This window comes from Peteryoungia rhizophila, from assembly GCF_004912145.1.
Classification (GTDB): domain Bacteria; phylum Pseudomonadota; class Alphaproteobacteria; order Rhizobiales; family Rhizobiaceae; genus Allorhizobium; species Allorhizobium rhizophilum.
In genome coordinates, this window is sequence record NZ_STGT01000002.1 from 199,963 (window position 1) to 215,618 (window position 15,656).

Sequence of the window (15,656 nt, forward strand, 5' to 3'; positions counted from 1 at the left end):
ATGTCAGACGCGCTCCAGGGCGATCGCGATACCCTGTCCGACGCCGATGCACATGGTCGAAAGCGCATAGCGCCCGCCTGATACCTTCAGTTCAAGTGCTGCCGTGCCGGCAATGCGGGCGCCCGACATGCCGAGCGGGTGGCCGAGCGCGATGGCCCCGCCGTTGCGGTTCACGCGCGGATCGTCGTCGGAGATGCCGAGGTCGCGCAGCGTCGCGATGCCCTGGCTGGCGAAAGCTTCGTTCAGTTCGATGACGTCGATCTGCTGTTGCGCCAGGCCGAGACGGGCGAGCAGCTTCTTCGAGGCTGGTGCTGGGCCGAAGCCCATGATGCGCGGCGGGACGCCCGCCGTTGCGCCACCCAGAATTCGGGCGATTGGGTTGAGCCCATATTTCTTCACGGCTGCTTCCGAGGCGATGATCAGGGCTGCTGCACCGTCATTGACGCCCGACGCATTGCCGGCGGTGACAGTTGCACCATCCATCCTGTTGATCGGCTTCAGCTTGGCCAGCGCCTCGACCGATGTCGCGCGCGGATGCTCGTCGCGGTCGACGATCACAGGATCGCCCTTGCGCTGCGGCACGCTGACGGCTGTGATTTCCTTCGCCAGTCGGCCATTGGCTTGCGCTTCCGCCGCCTTGGCCTGGCTGCGAACGGCAAAGGCATCCTGGTCTTCACGCGAGACCTTGAAATCGATTGCCACGTTGTCGCCGGTCTCCGGCATGGAATCAACGCCGTACTGCTTCTTCATCAGTGGATTGACGAAGCGCCAGCCGATGGTGGTGTCGTAGATCTCGGCATTGCGCGAGAAGGCGGTTTCCGCCTTGGGCATGACAAAGGGCGCGCGGCTCATGCTTTCGACGCCCCCGGCGATCATCAACTCGGCTTCCCCAGCCTTGATGGCGCGTGCGGCAGTAATGACCGCATCCATGCCGGAGCCGCAGAGGCGGTTGATCGTGCTGCCGGTGACGGAGACCGGCAGGCCAGCCAGCAGGGCCGACATGCGCGCGACATTACGGTTGTCTTCGCCCGCCTGGTTGGCGCAGCCGTAGATCACGTCCTCGACGGCTTCCCAGTCAATGCCGGCATGGCGCTCCATCAGGGCCTTCAGCGGCACGGCGCCGAGATCATCGGCGCGGACGGAGGAGAGCGAACCGCCGAAACGGCCGATGGGTGTGCGAATGTAATCGCAGATAAAGGCTTCGGTCATGGCTTGTATTCCTTACAGCGCGGGCACGACGAGATCGGCGATCTGGCCGTCCGTGTGGAGCTTGGCGCCGGTCATGGCCTGCAGCTCATCCATGGTCATGGCGGCGAGCTTTTCGCGCACGACGAATTTGGCGTCGACGATGTCGATCACGGCATGGCTCGTATAGACGCGGGTGATGCAGCCGACGCCGGTCAGCGGGAAGGTGCAGCGCTCGACGAGCTTCGGCTTGCCGTCTTTGGTGACGTGTTCGGTGATGACGACGACCTGCTTTGCGCCATGCACGAGATCCATGGCGCCGCCGACGGCGGGAACACCCTTGGAGCCTACGCGCCAGTTGGCGAGGTCGCCATTTTCGGCCACCTGATAGGCGCCGAGGATTGCGACGTCGAGATGGCCGCCACGGACCATGGCAAAGCTGTCGGCGTGATGGAAGAAGGCTGCACCCGGCTTCAGCGTCACGGCCTTTTTGCCGGCATTGATCAGGTCCCAGTCTTCTTCGCCGGCAGCCGGCGCTTCGCCGAAGTTCAGCACACCGTTTTCCGTGTGGAAGATCGCTTCGCGTCCCTCAGGCTGGAATTTGGCCACCATTTCCGGGAAGCCGATGCCGAGGTTTACATAGGCGCCGTCCTCGATATCCTGGGCAGCGCGCCAGGCGATCTGGGCGTTCGAGAGCTTGATGTCTTCGCGGGTGTCGATTGCAGGTGCGTCGGTCATGCGTAGGCCACTCCGGCTCGGATGAGCTCTTCTTCCTGTTGCGGGTTGGCGACTTCAACGACGCCATCGACGAAGATGCCGGGGGTGATCACCTGCTCGGGATCGATCTCGCCGGGCTTCACGATCCTAGAGACCTGGGCGATCGTCTTGGCCGCGGCCATGCACATCAGCGGATTGAAGTTACGGCCGGCCATTCGGTAGGTCAGGTTGCCCATGGTGTCGCCGAGATGCGCCTTGACGATGGCGAAGTCGGCCTTGAGCCAGCGTTCCTGGACGTATTTGCGGCCGTCGAACTCGGCGATCACCTTGCCATTGGCCAGCTCGGTGCCGAAGCTTGTCGGCGTATAGAAGGCCGGGATGCCGGCACCGCCGGCGCGGATGCGCTCGGCGAGTGTGCCCTGTGGCACGAGTTCCAGCTCGATCTCACCGGCGAGGTAACGGTCGGTAAAGGCGCGCGGGTCGGAGGACCGCGGGAAGGAGCAGATCATCTTCTTGACGAGACCGGCATCGATCATCGCGGCGATGCCGATGCGCCCGTTGCCGGCATTGTTGTTGATGACCGTCAGGTTCTTCGGGCCCTTGTCGATCAGCGCATGAATGAGCTCGATCGGCGCGCCGGAGCCGCCGAAGCCTCCGATCATGACGGTTGCGCCATCGCCGATCCCGGCCACGGCATCCGCCAGGCTTGCAATTCTCTTGTCCATGGGAACTCCCGTTTCCTCGAGTGCGGTCTGGCCGCTTTCTCCTGTCGCCAAATATGACCGTGAAGACATCGACAGCAAGCAGTTTGTGCGATATTTGATATTTGTTCGATAATCGCACGAATCTTGGTGGTGGGCTATGGCGATCGGTGAGCGCGATCTGATGGGTGGTTTCGCCAAGGGCTTGAAGGTGCTGGAGGCTTTCGGACCGGAGCGCCAGCGGCTCAGCATCACCGAGGCAGCCGAAACAAGCGGCCTCGACAGGGCGACCGCGCGGCGTTGTCTGTTGACGCTCGCCGAACTCGGCTATGCGGACTATGACGGCAAGTTCTTCTCACTGACGCCGAAGATTCTCCGGATCGGCCATGCATGGCTTTCAGCGACGCCGCTGCCGGTGTTGCTTCAGCCACATCTCGATCAGTTGTCGGAGCGCGTCGGGCACAGCGCCTCGGCCTCGATCCTCGACAATAGCGAGATCGTGTATGTCGCCCGTGCATCACAGAAGCGCGTGATGTCTATCAACCTGATGCCCGGCTCGCGCCTGCCGGCCTATAGCGCTTCGATGGGGCGCGTGCTGCTCGCCGCGCTCACTGATGCAGAGGTCGAACTGATCCTGTCCGCGTCCACTTTGAAGGCTCATACGCCCCGCACGCTGACGGATCCCGGGTTGCTGAAGGCAGAGATTTCCCGGGTTCGGGAGCAAGGCTATGCCGTCATCGACCAGGAACTCGAGATTGGCCTCTGCTCGATCGCCGTCCCGATCCGCAACGATCGCGGACGCGTGTTGGCGGCTGTCAATGTCGGTGCACCGGCGGCCGTGCTGCCGGCTGCGGAATTGGCGGCACATTGTCTCCCGGCCATGCTGGACCTGCAGGCAAGGCTCAAACCACTGCTGCCCTGAGCCTCAGGTTTTCGCCACTTCAACTGCGGCCTCGCGGATCGTCCGCATCAGAAGCGCCAGCGGCATGGAGGGGACGGCATCTGCCCGAACGGTGAGGCCGACCGGTCCCTTGGTCTCGCTCGTATCAATCGGCAGGGCCGCAAGCGTGCCGTCTGCAAGGTCGGTAGCCACGACGCCGGCCGATATAATCCAGATCGCATCGGTCTGCCGAACATAGGCACGACCGAAGCTGTCGGAGACGGTCTCGATCTGGGTCGGCAGTCCGGAAATGCCGTTGGCGATCAGGAAACGCTCGACGAAGGGGCGGATGATCGACGCCCGCGTTGGCATCAGAACCGCATATCGCTCCAGTTCGCCGAACAGGTCTGAGCCGGCCGACAGGAGCGGGTGTCCGGCGCGGACGCAGAAGATCACCTGTTCGGAATAGAGGTGTTCGAAGGAGAAGCCGGCCATCTGTTCGGGGGCCGCGAGGCGTCCGACAACGAGATCGAGGTCGCCGACCCGTAACTGTTCGAGCAGGACGGCATTTTCTCCGGTGACGATCTTGATACGGGCCGGCACGCCCTCCTTCAGGAAAAGCGTCATTGCCTGTGGCATGATGCGGGTCGAGACAGTCGGCAGTGCCCCGACGCGGATCGGCGGCGCATCGGCATGCAGCGCATGCGAGACGGAATCGAAGCCTTGGCGCAGCGCGGTCAGGGCCGCGCCTGCATGTTTCAAAAAGGCTTCGCCGTAGCGGGTGATCCTGATGCCGCGACCATCCTTCTCGAATACCGCGACGCCCAGCACCTCCTCGAGTTCGCGGATGGTCTTGGTCACTGCTGGCTGGCTGACATGCAGGAGTTCCGCCGCTTTCATCACGCTCTTCTGGCGCGCAACCTCAACGAATGTTTGCAGGTGGCGAAACTTCACTCTGTTGTCGATCATGGGGAAACATAACCCTACGGTTAGGAATAAGATGGAAAACATCATTTTACCTAACCAAATCGCGTGAGCAATATGGTGTCAACGGAGGAGGATCCCGTGCAGTTCGTTCAGGTCAACGGCGTCAGCCTGCATCACCAGATCATTGGTGGGCCGGGCAACAAGCCGGTCATCGTCTTCATCAATTCACTCGGCACGGATTTCCGCATCTGGCGCGACGTGATCGTGCGTCTCGCGGGCAGCTATCCGCTGCTGACCTATGACAAGCGCGGGCATGGGCTTTCGGATGTCGGGCAGGCCCCGTACTCGATCGAAGACCATGTCGATGACCTGATCGGTTTGCTGGAGCATCTGAAGGTCAGCAATGCCGTCATCTGCGGCCTGTCAGTCGGCGGGCTCATCGCCCAAGGGCTCTATGCACGCCGCCCGGATCTGGTGAAGGCGCTGATCCTTTGCGATACCGCGCATAAGATCGGAACCGCAGAGATGTGGGCAGCCCGCATCACAGCAATCGAAGAAGGCGGGCTTTCTGCAATCGTCGACGGCGTCATGGAGCGCTGGTTCACGCCCGCCTTCCGCAACAGCGATCCGGCTTTCCCGGGATATCGCAACATGATGCTCCGCCAGCCTGTGGAAGGGTATATCGGCACCTGCGGGGCGATCCTCGATGCCGATTACACGGCTGCTGCAGGTCAGGTCGCCGTTCCCACGCTCTGTGTCGTCGGCGATCAGGATGGAGCAACGCCCCCCGATCTCGTGTTGTCGCTTGCCAAGCTCGTGCCCGGCGCGCGCTACGAAGTCATCAAGGACGCTGGACACATTCCCTGCGTCGAACAGCCGGAAATGCTCACCACCATCATCGAGGCCTTTCTCGCGCCCGTCATTTCAGGAGAGGCAGCCCATGGCTGATGTCCGCAGTCCTTCAGACCGCTATCGACAGGGGATGGCGACCCGGCGCCGGGTGCTGGGCGATACTCATGTCGATCGCGCCTCGGCGTCTGCGACGCCTCTCGATCAACCCTTCCAGGAGATGATCACCGAGGGCGCCTGGGGCACGGTCTGGTCGCGTTCCGGCATCAGCCCACGCGAACGCTCGATGATCACGATCGCATTGCTTGCGGCTCTCGGTCACGACGAGGAGGTTGCGATGCATATCCGGGCAACGGCCAATACAGGCGCTAGCCGGGAGGATATTACGGAAGCGCTGATGCATGTGGCTGTCTATGCCGGCGTTCCCGCGGCAAACAGGGCTTTCAAGATCGCCAAGCACGTGTTTGAACGGATGGATGCCGGCGAGACCGCGGGAGGAAGCCATGACTGATCTTTCCAACAAGAACCCGGAGGGAGGCGCCTTCTTCCCGCGCGACCGCAACTGGCATCCGCCGGCCTATACCCCGACCTACAAGACCTCCGTCCTGCGCTCGCCGCAGAAGGCGCTGCTGTCGCTCGATGGTACCAAGTCCGAGATAACGGGCCCCGTTTTCGGCCACTCCATGCTCGGCGAGCTCGACAACGACCTGATCCACAACTTCGCCAAATCAGGCGAGAGCGCGATCGGAGAGCGCATCATCGTGCATGGCCGCGTGCTCGACGAGCGCGGACGGCCTGTTCCTGGTGCGCTCATCGAGTTCTGGCAGGCCAATGCCGGTGGACGCTATCGCCACAAGAAGGAAAGCTATCTCGCACCGCTCGATCCGAATTTCGGCGGCTGCGGGCGCACGATCACCGACGAGAACGGCTATTATGCCTTCCGTACGATCAAGCCCGGCCCCTATCCCTGGCCGAATGGCGTCAACGACTGGCGGCCGGCGCATATCCATTTCTCCATCTTCGGCCATGGCTTCTCGCAGCGCCTTATCACCCAGATGTATTTCGAGGGCGATCCGATGATCTGGAAATGTCCGATCGTGCTGACGATCCCGGATCGCGCTGCGATCGAGCAGCTTGTGGCAGCCCTCGACTGGTCGGCAACCATCCCGATGGATGCGCGGGCCTACAAGTTCGACATGGTGTTGCGCGGTCGGCGTTCGACCTTGTTCGAGAACCGGATGGAGGGAAATTGATGGTCCAGGATCTCGGTTACCTCAAGGAAAGCGCCTCGCAGACGGCGGGCCCTTACGTGCATATCGGACTCACGCCGAACTTCGCCGACATCAAGGGTATCTATCCGGTCGATCTCGGCACTGTGATGGTCAATGACAAGACGCGCGGCGAGCGTATCACGATCACGGGTCGTGTCATCGATGGCTCCGGCACGCCGCTCAAGGATGCGCTGATCGAAATCTGGCAGGCGGATGCTGACGGGATTTACAACAGCCCGTCCGAGACGCGCGGCAGTGCCGATCCGAACTTCACAGGTTGGGGGCGTTGCCCTTGCGATCTCACGTCAGGCGAATACCGGTTCGAGACGATCAAGCCGGGCCGGGTGCCCTTCCGGGATGGACGCCTTATGGCGCCGCATATCTCGTTCTGGATCGTCGCGCGCGGCATCAATCTCGGCCTCAACACGCGCCTTTATTTCGGCGATGAAGAGGCGGCCAATGCCGAGGATCCGATCCTCGCGCGCATCGAGCACCGTGTGCGCGTGCCGACGCTGATTGCGCAGCGTGACGGTTCGACCTATCACTTCGACATCCACCTGCAGGGTGAGAAGGAGACGGTCTTCTTCGACATCTGAGAAGGGCCTTGAGATCAGCATGACCGCATCCGTCTTCGACCATCCGATTTTATCAGGCCTTCTGGGCGATGACGAGATCGGAGCGCAGTTCTCGGCCGCAGCCGAGCTGTCGGCCATGCTGCGTTTCGAGGTGGCGCTTGCCGAGGCGGAGGCTGCCGAAGGGCTTATCCCGGACGCATCCGCTGAAGAGATTGCGGCGCTGCCGGAAGCATTCGTTGCCGATCTCGACGCCCTTAAGCAGGCGATCGGGCGTGACGGTGTTGTCATCCCCGATCTCGTGCGGCAGTGGCGGGCGGGGCTCGGCGACGCCGGCGAACATCTGCATTTCGGCGCAACCAGCCAGGATGCCATCGATACCGGCCTGATGCTGCGGCTGGGTGCTGTGCTTTCATTCCTCGATCAGCGTCTGGCGGCTATCATCTCCTCTCTTGACGGTCTGGAGACGCGCTTCGGCACCCAGCCCCTGATGGGGCGCACGCGCATGCAGGCGGCGATCCCGATCACGGTTGCCGATCGACTTGCCACGTGGAAGGGGCCAGTCGTCGCGCATCGGGCTGCTGTTCAGCACATGCTGAAAGCCGGTCTGCCGCTGCAGTTCGGTGGCGCTGCCGGCACGCTCGAAAAGCTTGGAGACAAGGCGTCGTTCGTTCGTACAAGGCTCGCCGCGCTGCTTCAGCTTTCCGACCGGCCGCAATGGCACAGCCAGCGGGCGATCATTGCCGAGATCGGCGGACTGTTCTCCCACATCAGCGGCAGCCTCGGCAAGATCGGCCAGGATCTGGCGCTGATGGCGGACAAGGGCACGGCGGTGATTGGCGGCGGCGGAGCTTCTTCGGCCATGCCGCACAAGAGAAACCCGGTGAAGGCCGAAGTTCTGGTTACGCTCGCCCGGTTCAATGCCGTGCAAATTTCTGGCCTGCATCAGTCCCTGGTGCATGAGCAGGAGCGGTCGGGCGCTGCCTGGACGCTCGAATGGATGATCCTGCCGCAGATGGCAATTGCCACGGGGGCGGCCACACGGCTTGGCACCGAAGTCCTGCAGTCGATCGAGGAACTCGGCGACCGCTGACTACCTCTCACCCGGATCGGATGCGTCGGTCGCGACGTAGCGGCGGGTGACCTTGCGCATCATCTGGATTTGCCGGACGAAGCCCGAGCAGGCGCCGCATTTGAAGAGATGCAGGCGCAGGCCGACGGTTTCGCCGAGCGAGAGGCGTCGGTCGAGTTCGTCCGAAGCGAGCTTCGTTGCGTTTTCGCACATCATGACAATGTCTCCTCCGGCGCGAACCAGTGTCCTTGCAGGCAATTGCGCAGCCGTAGCCGCGCGCGGTGCATCAGGACATGCATGTTGGTGGTGGTGATGCCGATCTCGGCGCAGATTTCCTCGGTTTCCATCTCGACGAATTCGCGCATCATGAAGACGCGGCCCTGGTCGGGCGGCAGATGGTCGAGGCAGGCCTCGAAGACCCGCCAGAAATCCTTGCCGAGCAGCTCGACTTCCGGATTGCCCCAGTCGCTTGGACGGTTTTCCGGGGCCCAAGACCCCTTGGCGTCAAAGTAGCGTGGCTCGTCCTCATCCGGGAAATGAACGAGCGGCATCGCGATCATCTGCGATTGCTTGCGCTTGAAGCGGATCTGGTCGGCGATCTTGTTGCGCAGGATGGCGAAGACCCAGGTGCGGAAAGCGGACCGCCCGGCGAAGGCCTTGGCATTGCGAAGCGCGCCGGCGAGCGCTTCCTGGACGGCATCTTCGGCAAGGCCCGGATCGGCAAGCTGGAGGCTTGCGAAACTCAACATGCGTTGACGCAGCTCCGCCATATATATCGCATCGGCCAGGAACGGTGCCGCCGCGCCGTTTCCGCCGTTCAATTCCTGCTCGCCCGCATTCGCCATCGTGATCCCCCGGACATTGCCCGCGCCTGCCAAGACCCGGCGCGCCGCACAGCACGCCTTCGCTTAGTCGCGGCTTTCAGCGCCATCTTACAGGGCGCTCACAAAAAATCTCATGTCAGTATCATCACCACCATGTATGCGGCGATCACCAGAAGCGTGACGTTGCGCCGGAGCGCCAGATACCAGGCGGGTTGGTCACCTTTCCGGTGTATGCCGAGATCGGCGGCAAGCAGGACCAGAAATACCCCCACATGCAGCGCCATCGTTAAAGTCGGTATGTAAGGGTAGGCCAGCAGCCCGCCGATGGCCGCGAGTGCCGCGACATTGCTCACGATCAGCATGAGCCTCGGATCCTGAGCGCGGATCTGAGCCTGGCTCCAGAGCGTGCCGGCCATGAAGCAGGAGATGCCGGTTCCGTATGCAATGATGGCTTGCGCGGCGAGTGTGGGCTGGTAGCCGAGCGCCTGGGCCACCGCCAGCGCCCAGAAGGGCAGAGCGCCGGCATAGGTCAGCAGTTTGGTGAGCGCGGGATCGCGATACATCGGTCAGGCTCCTTGCAGGCGTGTGGTCAGCAGTTCCGACAGGGCCGTTGCACTTTCGACAGCGGCCTCGACGCGGTTGCCGAGGCACCAGTCGCCGCAGGCCCCAAGGCCGAGGGCTTCATCGAAGAGGAAGGCTTGCCCAGCCGGCTTTTCGACACTCGCATAGCGCCAGCGGTGCAGATCCAGCCAGGCGGCATTCGAGAAGTCCAGTCCAAGCAGGCGCGTTAGCGACGCGAGCATTTCCGATTTCACCTCGTCACGGTCGCGTTCCAGGTTTGCCTCGGCCCAATCGTTGCGGCTGTGGATGGTGAGCGCCTCTTTCTCTCCGCGGCCGGGCTTGCTGCCCTCGACGGCAATCCAGCTCAAGACGTCATCCTCGATGCGGGCGGCTTGGAAGCTGAGATCCAGGGGCTCATCGAGGCCGATCATCAGGGTGAAGCAGCCGCTCATGCGGACACTGGCCAAAGCTTCTCGACCGGAGAATGCCTCGGGCATCAGCCGGATGGTCTGCGGTGCCGGGGCGGTGGAAAGTACAAGATCGAAACGGCCGAAATCCTGGCCTTCGCTATCGGTCAGTGCCCAGCCATGTTCGGTACGCTTCAGGGCGGCAACCGTCGCTTCCTTGCGGATCTGAAGGCCCTCGGCCAATCCGTTCGCAAACCCGCTCATGCCGGGCAGCCCGATATAGCGCGGCTCCGGTGGGCGGCTGTCGACCACTAATCCGTCGGCCCTGAGCGTGTGCACCGCCTTCGGCCAGATGCCGGCATGACCCGCCTTGATGGCATCTTCCGCAACCGACCGGAATGCCGGCGAGCGGGCGGTGAAATACTGGGCGCCGTGGTCGAAGGTAAAACCTTCGCGGCGGCGGTTTGCCATGCGGCCGCCGAGGCCTCGGCTCTTCTCGAAAATGGTGACGTCGGCTGACGGGGCAAGCGCCCGCGCAAGCGTGATACCGGCAATCCCGGCTCCGATGATGGCAATGGACGTCTTCACGCAATCCCTCTCTCAAGCGCTTGGCGCGCTTATGCTTTACGCGGATCAGTCGGTGGTGGATTTGCCGTCTTCGCTCGCTTCCAGCAGTGGCCGGATGAGCGGGTTCGGAAAGCGCCGCTTCACGGTCACGGCATAGAAGGATTCTATCATGCCGGGCAGGGCGTCGAACTCGACCAGCGTGCCGGCCTCGAGTTCGCCCTTGACGACGATCGGCGGGAGAACGGCAAGGCCCGCACCTTCGCGGGCCAGAAGACGCATCATCGCCATGTCGTCGACTTCGGCGGCGATCTGCGGGGTGATGCCAAGGCGTGCGACGAGGGCTTCGAACTGCGAGCGCACGCCGCTTTCGAGCGTCGGGAGGATGACGGGGTGCTCACCGAGAAGGTCAGCGAGCGTCGCGCCTGGTTTACCGTAGGATGGCCTGCCGATGAGGCTGACCCGCTGTTGGTAGACATGCTGGGCGATGAAGGGCGTGACTGAATCGGCCATCGGCGCCTGGTTGAGCAGGACGATGTCGAGGTTCAGCGCTTCCAGCGCGCCCAGCAACTCGCTGGTGCTGCCCGAGCGCAGGATCATGTCGACGTCGGAGCGCCCGAGGATCGGACGCAGGAACTCCATTTGGAAGTTGCGTGACAGCGTGGCGAGCGCGCCAATGCGGATGGCGCGGCGTGTCCTCCCGGTTTCCTTCAGCGTCTCGACCAGCTCCTCGCCGGCCGAAAAGATCGTGTCAGCATGGTCAAGCGCGATGCGGCCCGCTTCGGTCAGATAAAGCTGTCGACCCCGACGCTCGAAGAGAGAATGGCCCAACCGCTCTTCCAGCTGCTTGATCTGGATCGAGAGCGCCGATTGCGACAGGTTCAGCCGCTCGGCCGTGCGGGTCAGGTTGCCGTCATGGGCGACGGCGCGAAAATAGCGGAGGTGATGATAGTTCAGCTCAGACATGGTTCTGTTTTATAGAACGATTTTAGAGAAACAATGAATTTTTCTTGCGATGACGCCGCTGATAACAGGTCCCTCGAGATCGCCGCTGCCTCCTCCCAAGCAGCGGCCCAGACCGGAGACATCTAGTGATCCATATGTTGCCGCTCCTCGCACCGCTGCTGCTTGCCGGTGCCTCGCTCTGTGCCTTCCAGGCGCCCGGCCTTCGCCCGCGTCAGGCGATACGCATTGCCGAATTCGCTGCCCTCGGTTCGATACTCGTCGCAATCCTTTCCGCTGTCGTCCTGGTGGTCCAGGGGCCGGGAACCAGCCCTGTCATCGGCTATGGCTACTTCGCGCTCGCCTCGCGGCTTGATCTTGTCAGCCTGGTGCTGCTGCTGCTCGTGTCCTTCATCGGCTGGGTAGTGCTGCGTTATGCCGGCACCTTCCTTGACGGCGAAGAGCGGCAGGGGCCGTTCACGGGCTGGATGACGGCGACCCTTGCGGCCGTGCTCCTGCTCGTCCAGTCTGGCACGCTGCTGCAGCTCGTCGTCGGCTGGGTTGCGACCAGCATGCTCCTGCATCAACTCCTGCTCTTTTATCCTGACAGGATCGCTGCCCAGCGCGCCGCGCGCAAGAAGTTCATCGTCTCGCGCACCGGTGATGCCGCCCTGATCGGCGCGGTTGTCCTGCTTGCCATCTCCTTCGGCACCGGCGACATTGCGACCATTCTTGCCGCCGCGCGCGAGGGCGAGGGGCTGCCGCTGACGATCGCTGCCGCAGCGCTCCTTGCCGTCGCCGCACTTCTGAAGTCCGCCCAGTTCCCGACCCATGGCTGGCTGACGGAGGTGATGGAAACGCCGACCCCGGTTTCGGCTTTGCTGCATGCCGGTGTCGTCAATGCCGGCGGCTTCCTGCTGATCCGCTTTGCCGATGTCATGCTGCAGGCGCCGGTGGTGCTTGCGGTGCTGGTCATGGTCGGCGGCTTCACGGCGTTGTTCGGCAGTCTCGTGATGCTTACACAGTCTGCGGTGAAGACCTCGCTCGCCTGGTCCACGGTCGCGCAGATGGGCTTCATGATCCTGCAATGCGGTCTGGCGCTCTTCCCGATCGCGCTTTTACACATCGTCGCCCACTCGCTTTACAAGGCGCATGCATTCCTCGCCTCCGGCTCGGCCATCGAAACGGTCGCCTCGATCAAGCGTCCCGGTCCGGTCGCGATCCCGAATGCCAAGGCGGTCGGGCGCGCCTTCCTGCTGGCGCTGACCATCTATGCCGTCATCGGTGTGCTCTTCGGCTTTGCCGACAAGCCGCCGCAGGCGCTGGCACTCGGTGCGATCCTGATCTTCGGCGTTGCCTATCTCATTGCGCAAGGCTTGGCGGATGCGGCTCCCCGGGCGCTCACCTGGCGGACCTCGCTCTACGCGATCTCGGCGGCCACGGCCTACTTCGCGCTGCAGCGCGTCTCCGACAAGCTGATGCTTGGCACGCTGCCGGCGACCCCGCAGCCCGGGCCGCTTGAATGGACGCTGATGCTGCTCGCCGTCGTCACCTTCGGAGTGGTCGCGGTTGCCCAGTCGCTCTTCCCGCTCTGGGCCTATCATCCGGCGGCGGCGGGCCTGCGCGTCCATCTCGCAAACGGTCTCTACGTCAATGCCCTCTTTGATCGCCTGCTCGGTGGCTGGACGCTTCCGCGCAACACCTCCGCAACGCCTGCTTCCGTGAAGGAGTGAACCGATGACCGAGACGACCACAGTGGACACCCTGCATGGTGAAGCGCTTGCCCGGGCGGCGGATCAGGCCGTGCGGGCGATCCCGCCGGCCTGGCCGCTGACGGCGACCGTCGCCGTCAACCCATTCCTCGGCCAGATCAGCGAAACACTGGACAACACCGCAGCCCGGCTGGCCCGGATCGGTGGCGTCCGGCTGGCTCTGCCGCGCAAGCACTATGCGGACCTGATCGCCAAGGGCGAGATCATCGATGAAGATCTGGTCGCGGCACTTCAGGCGAGCACGCTGTTCAACCGGATCGATCTGCCGGCGCTGAAGGCTGCCGTTGCCGAGGAGCCGCAGAAGATTGCCCCACTCCCGACGATCGCGGAGCTTGCCGCGCGGGCCACGGGCAAGGACTGGCCGGGGCTGGTCTCCGAGCGGATCGGCAGCTTTGCGGCCGGCTTCTTCGATCAGGGGCAGGCCCTCTGGGCCGCTTCCCGGCGCAACGGGCTCTACGCAGCCTGGCGCGCCTTTGCGACCCACGATCTGACTCCTGAGATCCTGGGGTTCAAGGGCTTCAGCATTCATGTCGACGAAACGCCGGAGACGCCGCATGCGGCGATCGAGCGGGCGGCCGTGTCACTCGGCCTCGGCGCCGAACCCGGCACCTATTTCCATCAGCTTCTGCTGACTGTCGGCGGCTGGGCGCAGTATGCGCGCCACATCCAGTTCAAGGCCGAGGTCGAGGGACGCACGGACACTACGGCGCTTGAGCTGCTCGCCATCAGGCTCGTCTTCGAAGAGGCGCTTTATGCGCGTCACAAGGCCGCCATTGAGGGTGAGTGGCAGCAGGTGCGACGAAGCCACGTCGAGCCGGTCAGCCCGGATTTCGATACCGTCATCGACGGCTTGCTGCAGGTCGCTGCCGAGCGCGCGGCGCAGCGGAAGCTTGCGGCCACGCTTGCTGCACCCTCGCCGGTCAAGGTTGCCGAGTTGCGGCCGGTACTGCAGGCGGCCTTCTGCATCGACGTGCGCTCGGAAGTCTTCCGCCGCTCGCTCGAAAGCGTTGATCCTGCTGTTCGCACACTCGGCTTTGCCGGCTTCTTTGGTCTGGGTGCAAGCCACAAGGGCTTTGCCTCCGACGTATCAGAGCATCGCTTGCCGGTTCTCCTGAAGCCTTCCGTCTTCAGCTGCAGCGTCGTCGATCACGATGAGGATGCCGATCAGCAGGCGCGGTTCAGTGCCCGTGCCACCCGTGCCTGGGGTCGCTTCAAGCTGGCCGCCGTCTCTTCCTTCGCCTTCGTCGAGGCCATGGGCCCCGTCTATGCCGGCAAGCTGATGTGCGACGGTCTGGGCTTCGGCAAGGGCAAGGGGCCGGATGCAGCCAAGCCGCGCTTTGCCCCGAGCCTCGATCTCGACACGCGGGCGGTGATCGCCGAAACCGTGCTCAAGGCCATGTCGCTGACGGAAGGCTTTGGCCGCTTCGTGCTGATCTCCGGTCATGGGGCGAATGTGGTCAACAACCCCTATGCCAGCGCCCTTCACTGCGGCGCCTGCGGCGGGTATGCGGGCGACGTCAACGTGCGTCTGCTGGCCGATCTGCTGAACGACCTGGCCGTGCGGGAGAAGCTTACCGCCAATGGGATCACCATCCCGGCCGATACTGTTTTCCTCGGTGGCCTGCATGATACGACGACGGATAGCGTGACGCTGTTCGAAGACGACCTGGAAAGCGACCTCGCAGCGGAGGATATCGTCCGTATCCGGCAATGGCTTGCCCAGGCCGGCCGCCTGACGCGCGCCGAGCGGGCGCGGCGTCTGCCTCGGGCTTCAGCGGATAGCGTCATCGAGCGTAGTCGGGATTGGTCTGAAGTCCGGCCCGAGCTCGGGCTTGCCGGATGCCGTGCCTTTATCGCCGCGCCGCGCACGCGGACCGCAGGCCGCTCGCTGGAGGGGCAAGCCTTCCTGCACGACTATGTCTGGAAGAAGGATGAGGGTTTCAAGATCCTCGAACTCATCCTGACGGCTCCCGTGGTCGTCGCGAGCTGGATCAGCCTGCAGTATTTCGGCTCGTCGGTTGCGCAGTCGCTGTTCGGTGCCGGCAACAAGCTGTTGCACAATGTCGTCGGCGGCATCGGGGTCGTCGAGGGCAATGGCGGCAACCTGCGCGCCGGGCTTCCCTGGCAGTCGGTGCATGACGGTGAGAATTTCGTCCACGAACCGCTTCGACTGACCGTCGCCGTCGAGGCGCCGAAGGAGGCCATCGCCGACATCCTGAAACGGCATGCACAGGTGCGGGCGCTGTTCGACAATGGCTGGCTCAGCCTCTTTGCACTCGACGAGCACGGCCAGATGGCCTGGCGCTATGCCGGAAATTTCGCCTGGACAGATGTTCGCCAGGGTGCGGCATCGGGTTTCGAGCAGAAGGCTGCGAGTTGACGCCACGCATGGATTGCCTCCGGCTGGCTTGC

At 63.4% G+C, this 15,656-nt stretch carries 17 protein-coding genes; 8 read left to right on the forward strand and 9 right to left on the reverse strand.

The features are described from left to right. Positions 1–3: 3 nt before the first annotated feature. Genes pcaF through E9677_RS06930 form a run of 3 tightly spaced genes read right to left on the reverse strand, consistent with a single transcriptional unit; the run spans position 4 to position 2,627 of the window. Entirely contained in the window at positions 4–1,209 is a 1,206-nt protein-coding gene (gene pcaF / locus E9677_RS06920; protein ID WP_136557382.1) for a 3-oxoadipyl-CoA thiolase, read from the reverse strand. A gap of 12 nt (positions 1,210–1,221) precedes the next feature. Beyond that, positions 1,222–1,923, reverse strand: coding sequence for a 3-oxoacid CoA-transferase subunit B (locus tag E9677_RS06925; protein WP_136557383.1), 702 nt, complete (start codon positions 1,921–1,923; stop codon positions 1,222–1,224). After that, complete coding sequence (locus E9677_RS06930; RefSeq protein WP_136557384.1) at positions 1,920–2,627, reverse strand: 3-oxoacid CoA-transferase subunit A; 708 nt, start codon at positions 2,625–2,627, stop codon at positions 1,920–1,922. Before E9677_RS06930 ends, E9677_RS06925 begins: the two co-directional genes overlap by 4 nt. A gap of 136 nt (positions 2,628–2,763) precedes the next feature. Here E9677_RS06930 and E9677_RS06935 point away from each other — a divergent pair, with 136 nt between their 5' ends. Further along, positions 2,764–3,525, forward strand: a complete 762-nt coding sequence (locus E9677_RS06935) for an IclR family transcriptional regulator (protein ID WP_408014695.1) — start codon at positions 2,764–2,766, stop codon at positions 3,523–3,525. Between the two features lie 3 nt (positions 3,526–3,528). On the opposite strand, the gene pcaQ is transcribed toward E9677_RS06935, so the two are convergent. Continuing rightward, a complete protein-coding gene (pcaQ, locus tag E9677_RS06940; protein ID WP_136557385.1) occupies positions 3,529–4,452 on the reverse strand; it encodes a pca operon transcription factor PcaQ in 924 nt (307 codons plus the stop codon). Positions 4,453–4,548: 96 nt separating this feature from the next. Between pcaQ and pcaD the strand changes: the two genes are divergently transcribed. From pcaD to E9677_RS06965, 5 genes are read left to right on the forward strand one after another with little or no spacing between them, the layout of a single operon-like run. Further along, on the forward strand, positions 4,549–5,358 hold the full coding sequence (pcaD, locus tag E9677_RS06945) for a 3-oxoadipate enol-lactonase (RefSeq protein ID WP_136557386.1): 810 nt from the start codon (positions 4,549–4,551) through the stop codon (positions 5,356–5,358). Next, complete coding sequence (gene pcaC, locus E9677_RS06950; RefSeq protein ID WP_136557387.1) at positions 5,351–5,770, forward strand: 4-carboxymuconolactone decarboxylase; 420 nt, start codon at positions 5,351–5,353, stop codon at positions 5,768–5,770. The genes pcaD and pcaC overlap by 8 nt, the downstream gene beginning before the upstream one ends. Beyond that, positions 5,763–6,512, forward strand: a complete 750-nt coding sequence (gene pcaH / locus E9677_RS06955; RefSeq protein WP_136557388.1) for a protocatechuate 3,4-dioxygenase subunit beta — start codon at positions 5,763–5,765, stop codon at positions 6,510–6,512. The genes pcaC and pcaH overlap by 8 nt, the downstream gene beginning before the upstream one ends. Continuing rightward, complete coding sequence (gene pcaG, locus E9677_RS06960; RefSeq protein WP_136557389.1) at positions 6,512–7,126, forward strand: protocatechuate 3,4-dioxygenase subunit alpha; 615 nt, start codon at positions 6,512–6,514, stop codon at positions 7,124–7,126. Before pcaH ends, pcaG begins: the two co-directional genes overlap by 1 nt. Positions 7,127–7,145: 19 nt before the next feature. After that, positions 7,146–8,195, forward strand: coding sequence for a 3-carboxy-cis,cis-muconate cycloisomerase (locus tag E9677_RS06965; RefSeq protein WP_136557390.1), 1,050 nt, complete (start codon positions 7,146–7,148; stop codon positions 8,193–8,195). Here E9677_RS06965 and E9677_RS06970 read toward each other — a convergent pair whose 3' ends face one another. The 5 genes from E9677_RS06970 to E9677_RS06990 form a co-directional block, all read right to left on the reverse strand. Further along, positions 8,196–8,390 carry a zf-HC2 domain-containing protein gene (locus tag E9677_RS06970; RefSeq protein WP_136557391.1) on the reverse strand — a complete coding sequence of 65 codons (195 nt, stop codon included), beginning with the start codon at positions 8,388–8,390 and terminating at the stop codon, positions 8,196–8,198. After that, positions 8,387–9,019, reverse strand: coding sequence for a sigma-70 family RNA polymerase sigma factor (locus E9677_RS06975; protein WP_136557392.1), 633 nt, complete (start codon positions 9,017–9,019; stop codon positions 8,387–8,389). Before E9677_RS06975 ends, E9677_RS06970 begins: the two co-directional genes overlap by 4 nt. Positions 9,020–9,129: 110 nt before the next feature. Continuing rightward, a complete protein-coding gene (locus tag E9677_RS06980) occupies positions 9,130–9,561 on the reverse strand; it encodes a DUF3429 domain-containing protein (protein ID WP_136557393.1) in 432 nt (143 codons plus the stop codon). Positions 9,562–9,564: 3 nt separating this feature from the next. Beyond that, on the reverse strand, positions 9,565–10,554 hold the full coding sequence (locus E9677_RS06985) for an NAD(P)/FAD-dependent oxidoreductase (protein WP_136557394.1): 990 nt from the start codon (positions 10,552–10,554) through the stop codon (positions 9,565–9,567). 45 nt (positions 10,555–10,599) lie between these two features. Further along, positions 10,600–11,496 (reverse strand): LysR family transcriptional regulator, encoded by an 897-nt coding sequence (locus tag E9677_RS06990; RefSeq protein ID WP_136557395.1) that lies wholly within the window; start codon positions 11,494–11,496, stop codon positions 10,600–10,602. A gap of 134 nt (positions 11,497–11,630) precedes the next feature. On the opposite strand from E9677_RS06990, the gene E9677_RS06995 reads away from it, so the two are divergent. Together E9677_RS06995 and E9677_RS07000 are read left to right on the forward strand one after the other, a co-directional pair. Further along, positions 11,631–13,205, forward strand: a complete 1,575-nt coding sequence (locus E9677_RS06995; protein ID WP_205910128.1) for a proton-conducting transporter transmembrane domain-containing protein — start codon at positions 11,631–11,633, stop codon at positions 13,203–13,205. 4 nt (positions 13,206–13,209) lie between these two features. Then, entirely contained in the window at positions 13,210–15,624 is a 2,415-nt protein-coding gene (locus E9677_RS07000) for a YbcC family protein (protein ID WP_136557397.1), read from the forward strand. Positions 15,625–15,656 lie beyond the last annotated feature (32 nt).

What these genes read in the sequence shown, in the direction of transcription:
- pcaF (WP_136557382.1), bottom strand. Translation starts at nt 1,209, where the DNA reads ATGACCGAAGCCTTTATCTGCGATTACATTCGCACACCCATCGGCCGT.
- E9677_RS06925 (WP_136557383.1), bottom strand. Translation starts at nt 1,923, where the DNA reads ATGACCGACGCACCTGCAATCGACACCCGCGAAGACATCAAGCTCTCG.
- E9677_RS06930 (WP_136557384.1), bottom strand. Translation starts at nt 2,627, where the DNA reads ATGGACAAGAGAATTGCAAGCCTGGCGGATGCCGTGGCCGGGATCGGC.
- E9677_RS06935 (WP_408014695.1), top strand. Translation starts at nt 2,764, where the DNA reads ATGGCGATCGGTGAGCGCGATCTGATGGGTGGTTTCGCCAAGGGCTTG.
- pcaQ (WP_136557385.1), bottom strand. Translation starts at nt 4,452, where the DNA reads ATGATCGACAACAGAGTGAAGTTTCGCCACCTGCAAACATTCGTTGAG.
- pcaC (WP_136557387.1), top strand. Translation starts at nt 5,351, where the DNA reads ATGGCTGATGTCCGCAGTCCTTCAGACCGCTATCGACAGGGGATGGCG.
- pcaH (WP_136557388.1), top strand. Translation starts at nt 5,763, where the DNA reads ATGACTGATCTTTCCAACAAGAACCCGGAGGGAGGCGCCTTCTTCCCG.
- pcaG (WP_136557389.1), top strand. Translation starts at nt 6,512, where the DNA reads ATGGTCCAGGATCTCGGTTACCTCAAGGAAAGCGCCTCGCAGACGGCG.
- E9677_RS06965 (WP_136557390.1), top strand. Translation starts at nt 7,146, where the DNA reads ATGACCGCATCCGTCTTCGACCATCCGATTTTATCAGGCCTTCTGGGC.
- E9677_RS06970 (WP_136557391.1), bottom strand. Translation starts at nt 8,390, where the DNA reads ATGATGTGCGAAAACGCAACGAAGCTCGCTTCGGACGAACTCGACCGA.
- E9677_RS06975 (WP_136557392.1), bottom strand. Translation starts at nt 9,019, where the DNA reads ATGGCGAATGCGGGCGAGCAGGAATTGAACGGCGGAAACGGCGCGGCG.
- E9677_RS06980 (WP_136557393.1), bottom strand. Translation starts at nt 9,561, where the DNA reads ATGTATCGCGATCCCGCGCTCACCAAACTGCTGACCTATGCCGGCGCT.
- E9677_RS06990 (WP_136557395.1), bottom strand. Translation starts at nt 11,496, where the DNA reads ATGTCTGAGCTGAACTATCATCACCTCCGCTATTTTCGCGCCGTCGCC.
- E9677_RS06995 (WP_205910128.1), top strand. Translation starts at nt 11,631, where the DNA reads ATGTTGCCGCTCCTCGCACCGCTGCTGCTTGCCGGTGCCTCGCTCTGT.
- E9677_RS07000 (WP_136557397.1), top strand. Translation starts at nt 13,210, where the DNA reads ATGACCGAGACGACCACAGTGGACACCCTGCATGGTGAAGCGCTTGCC.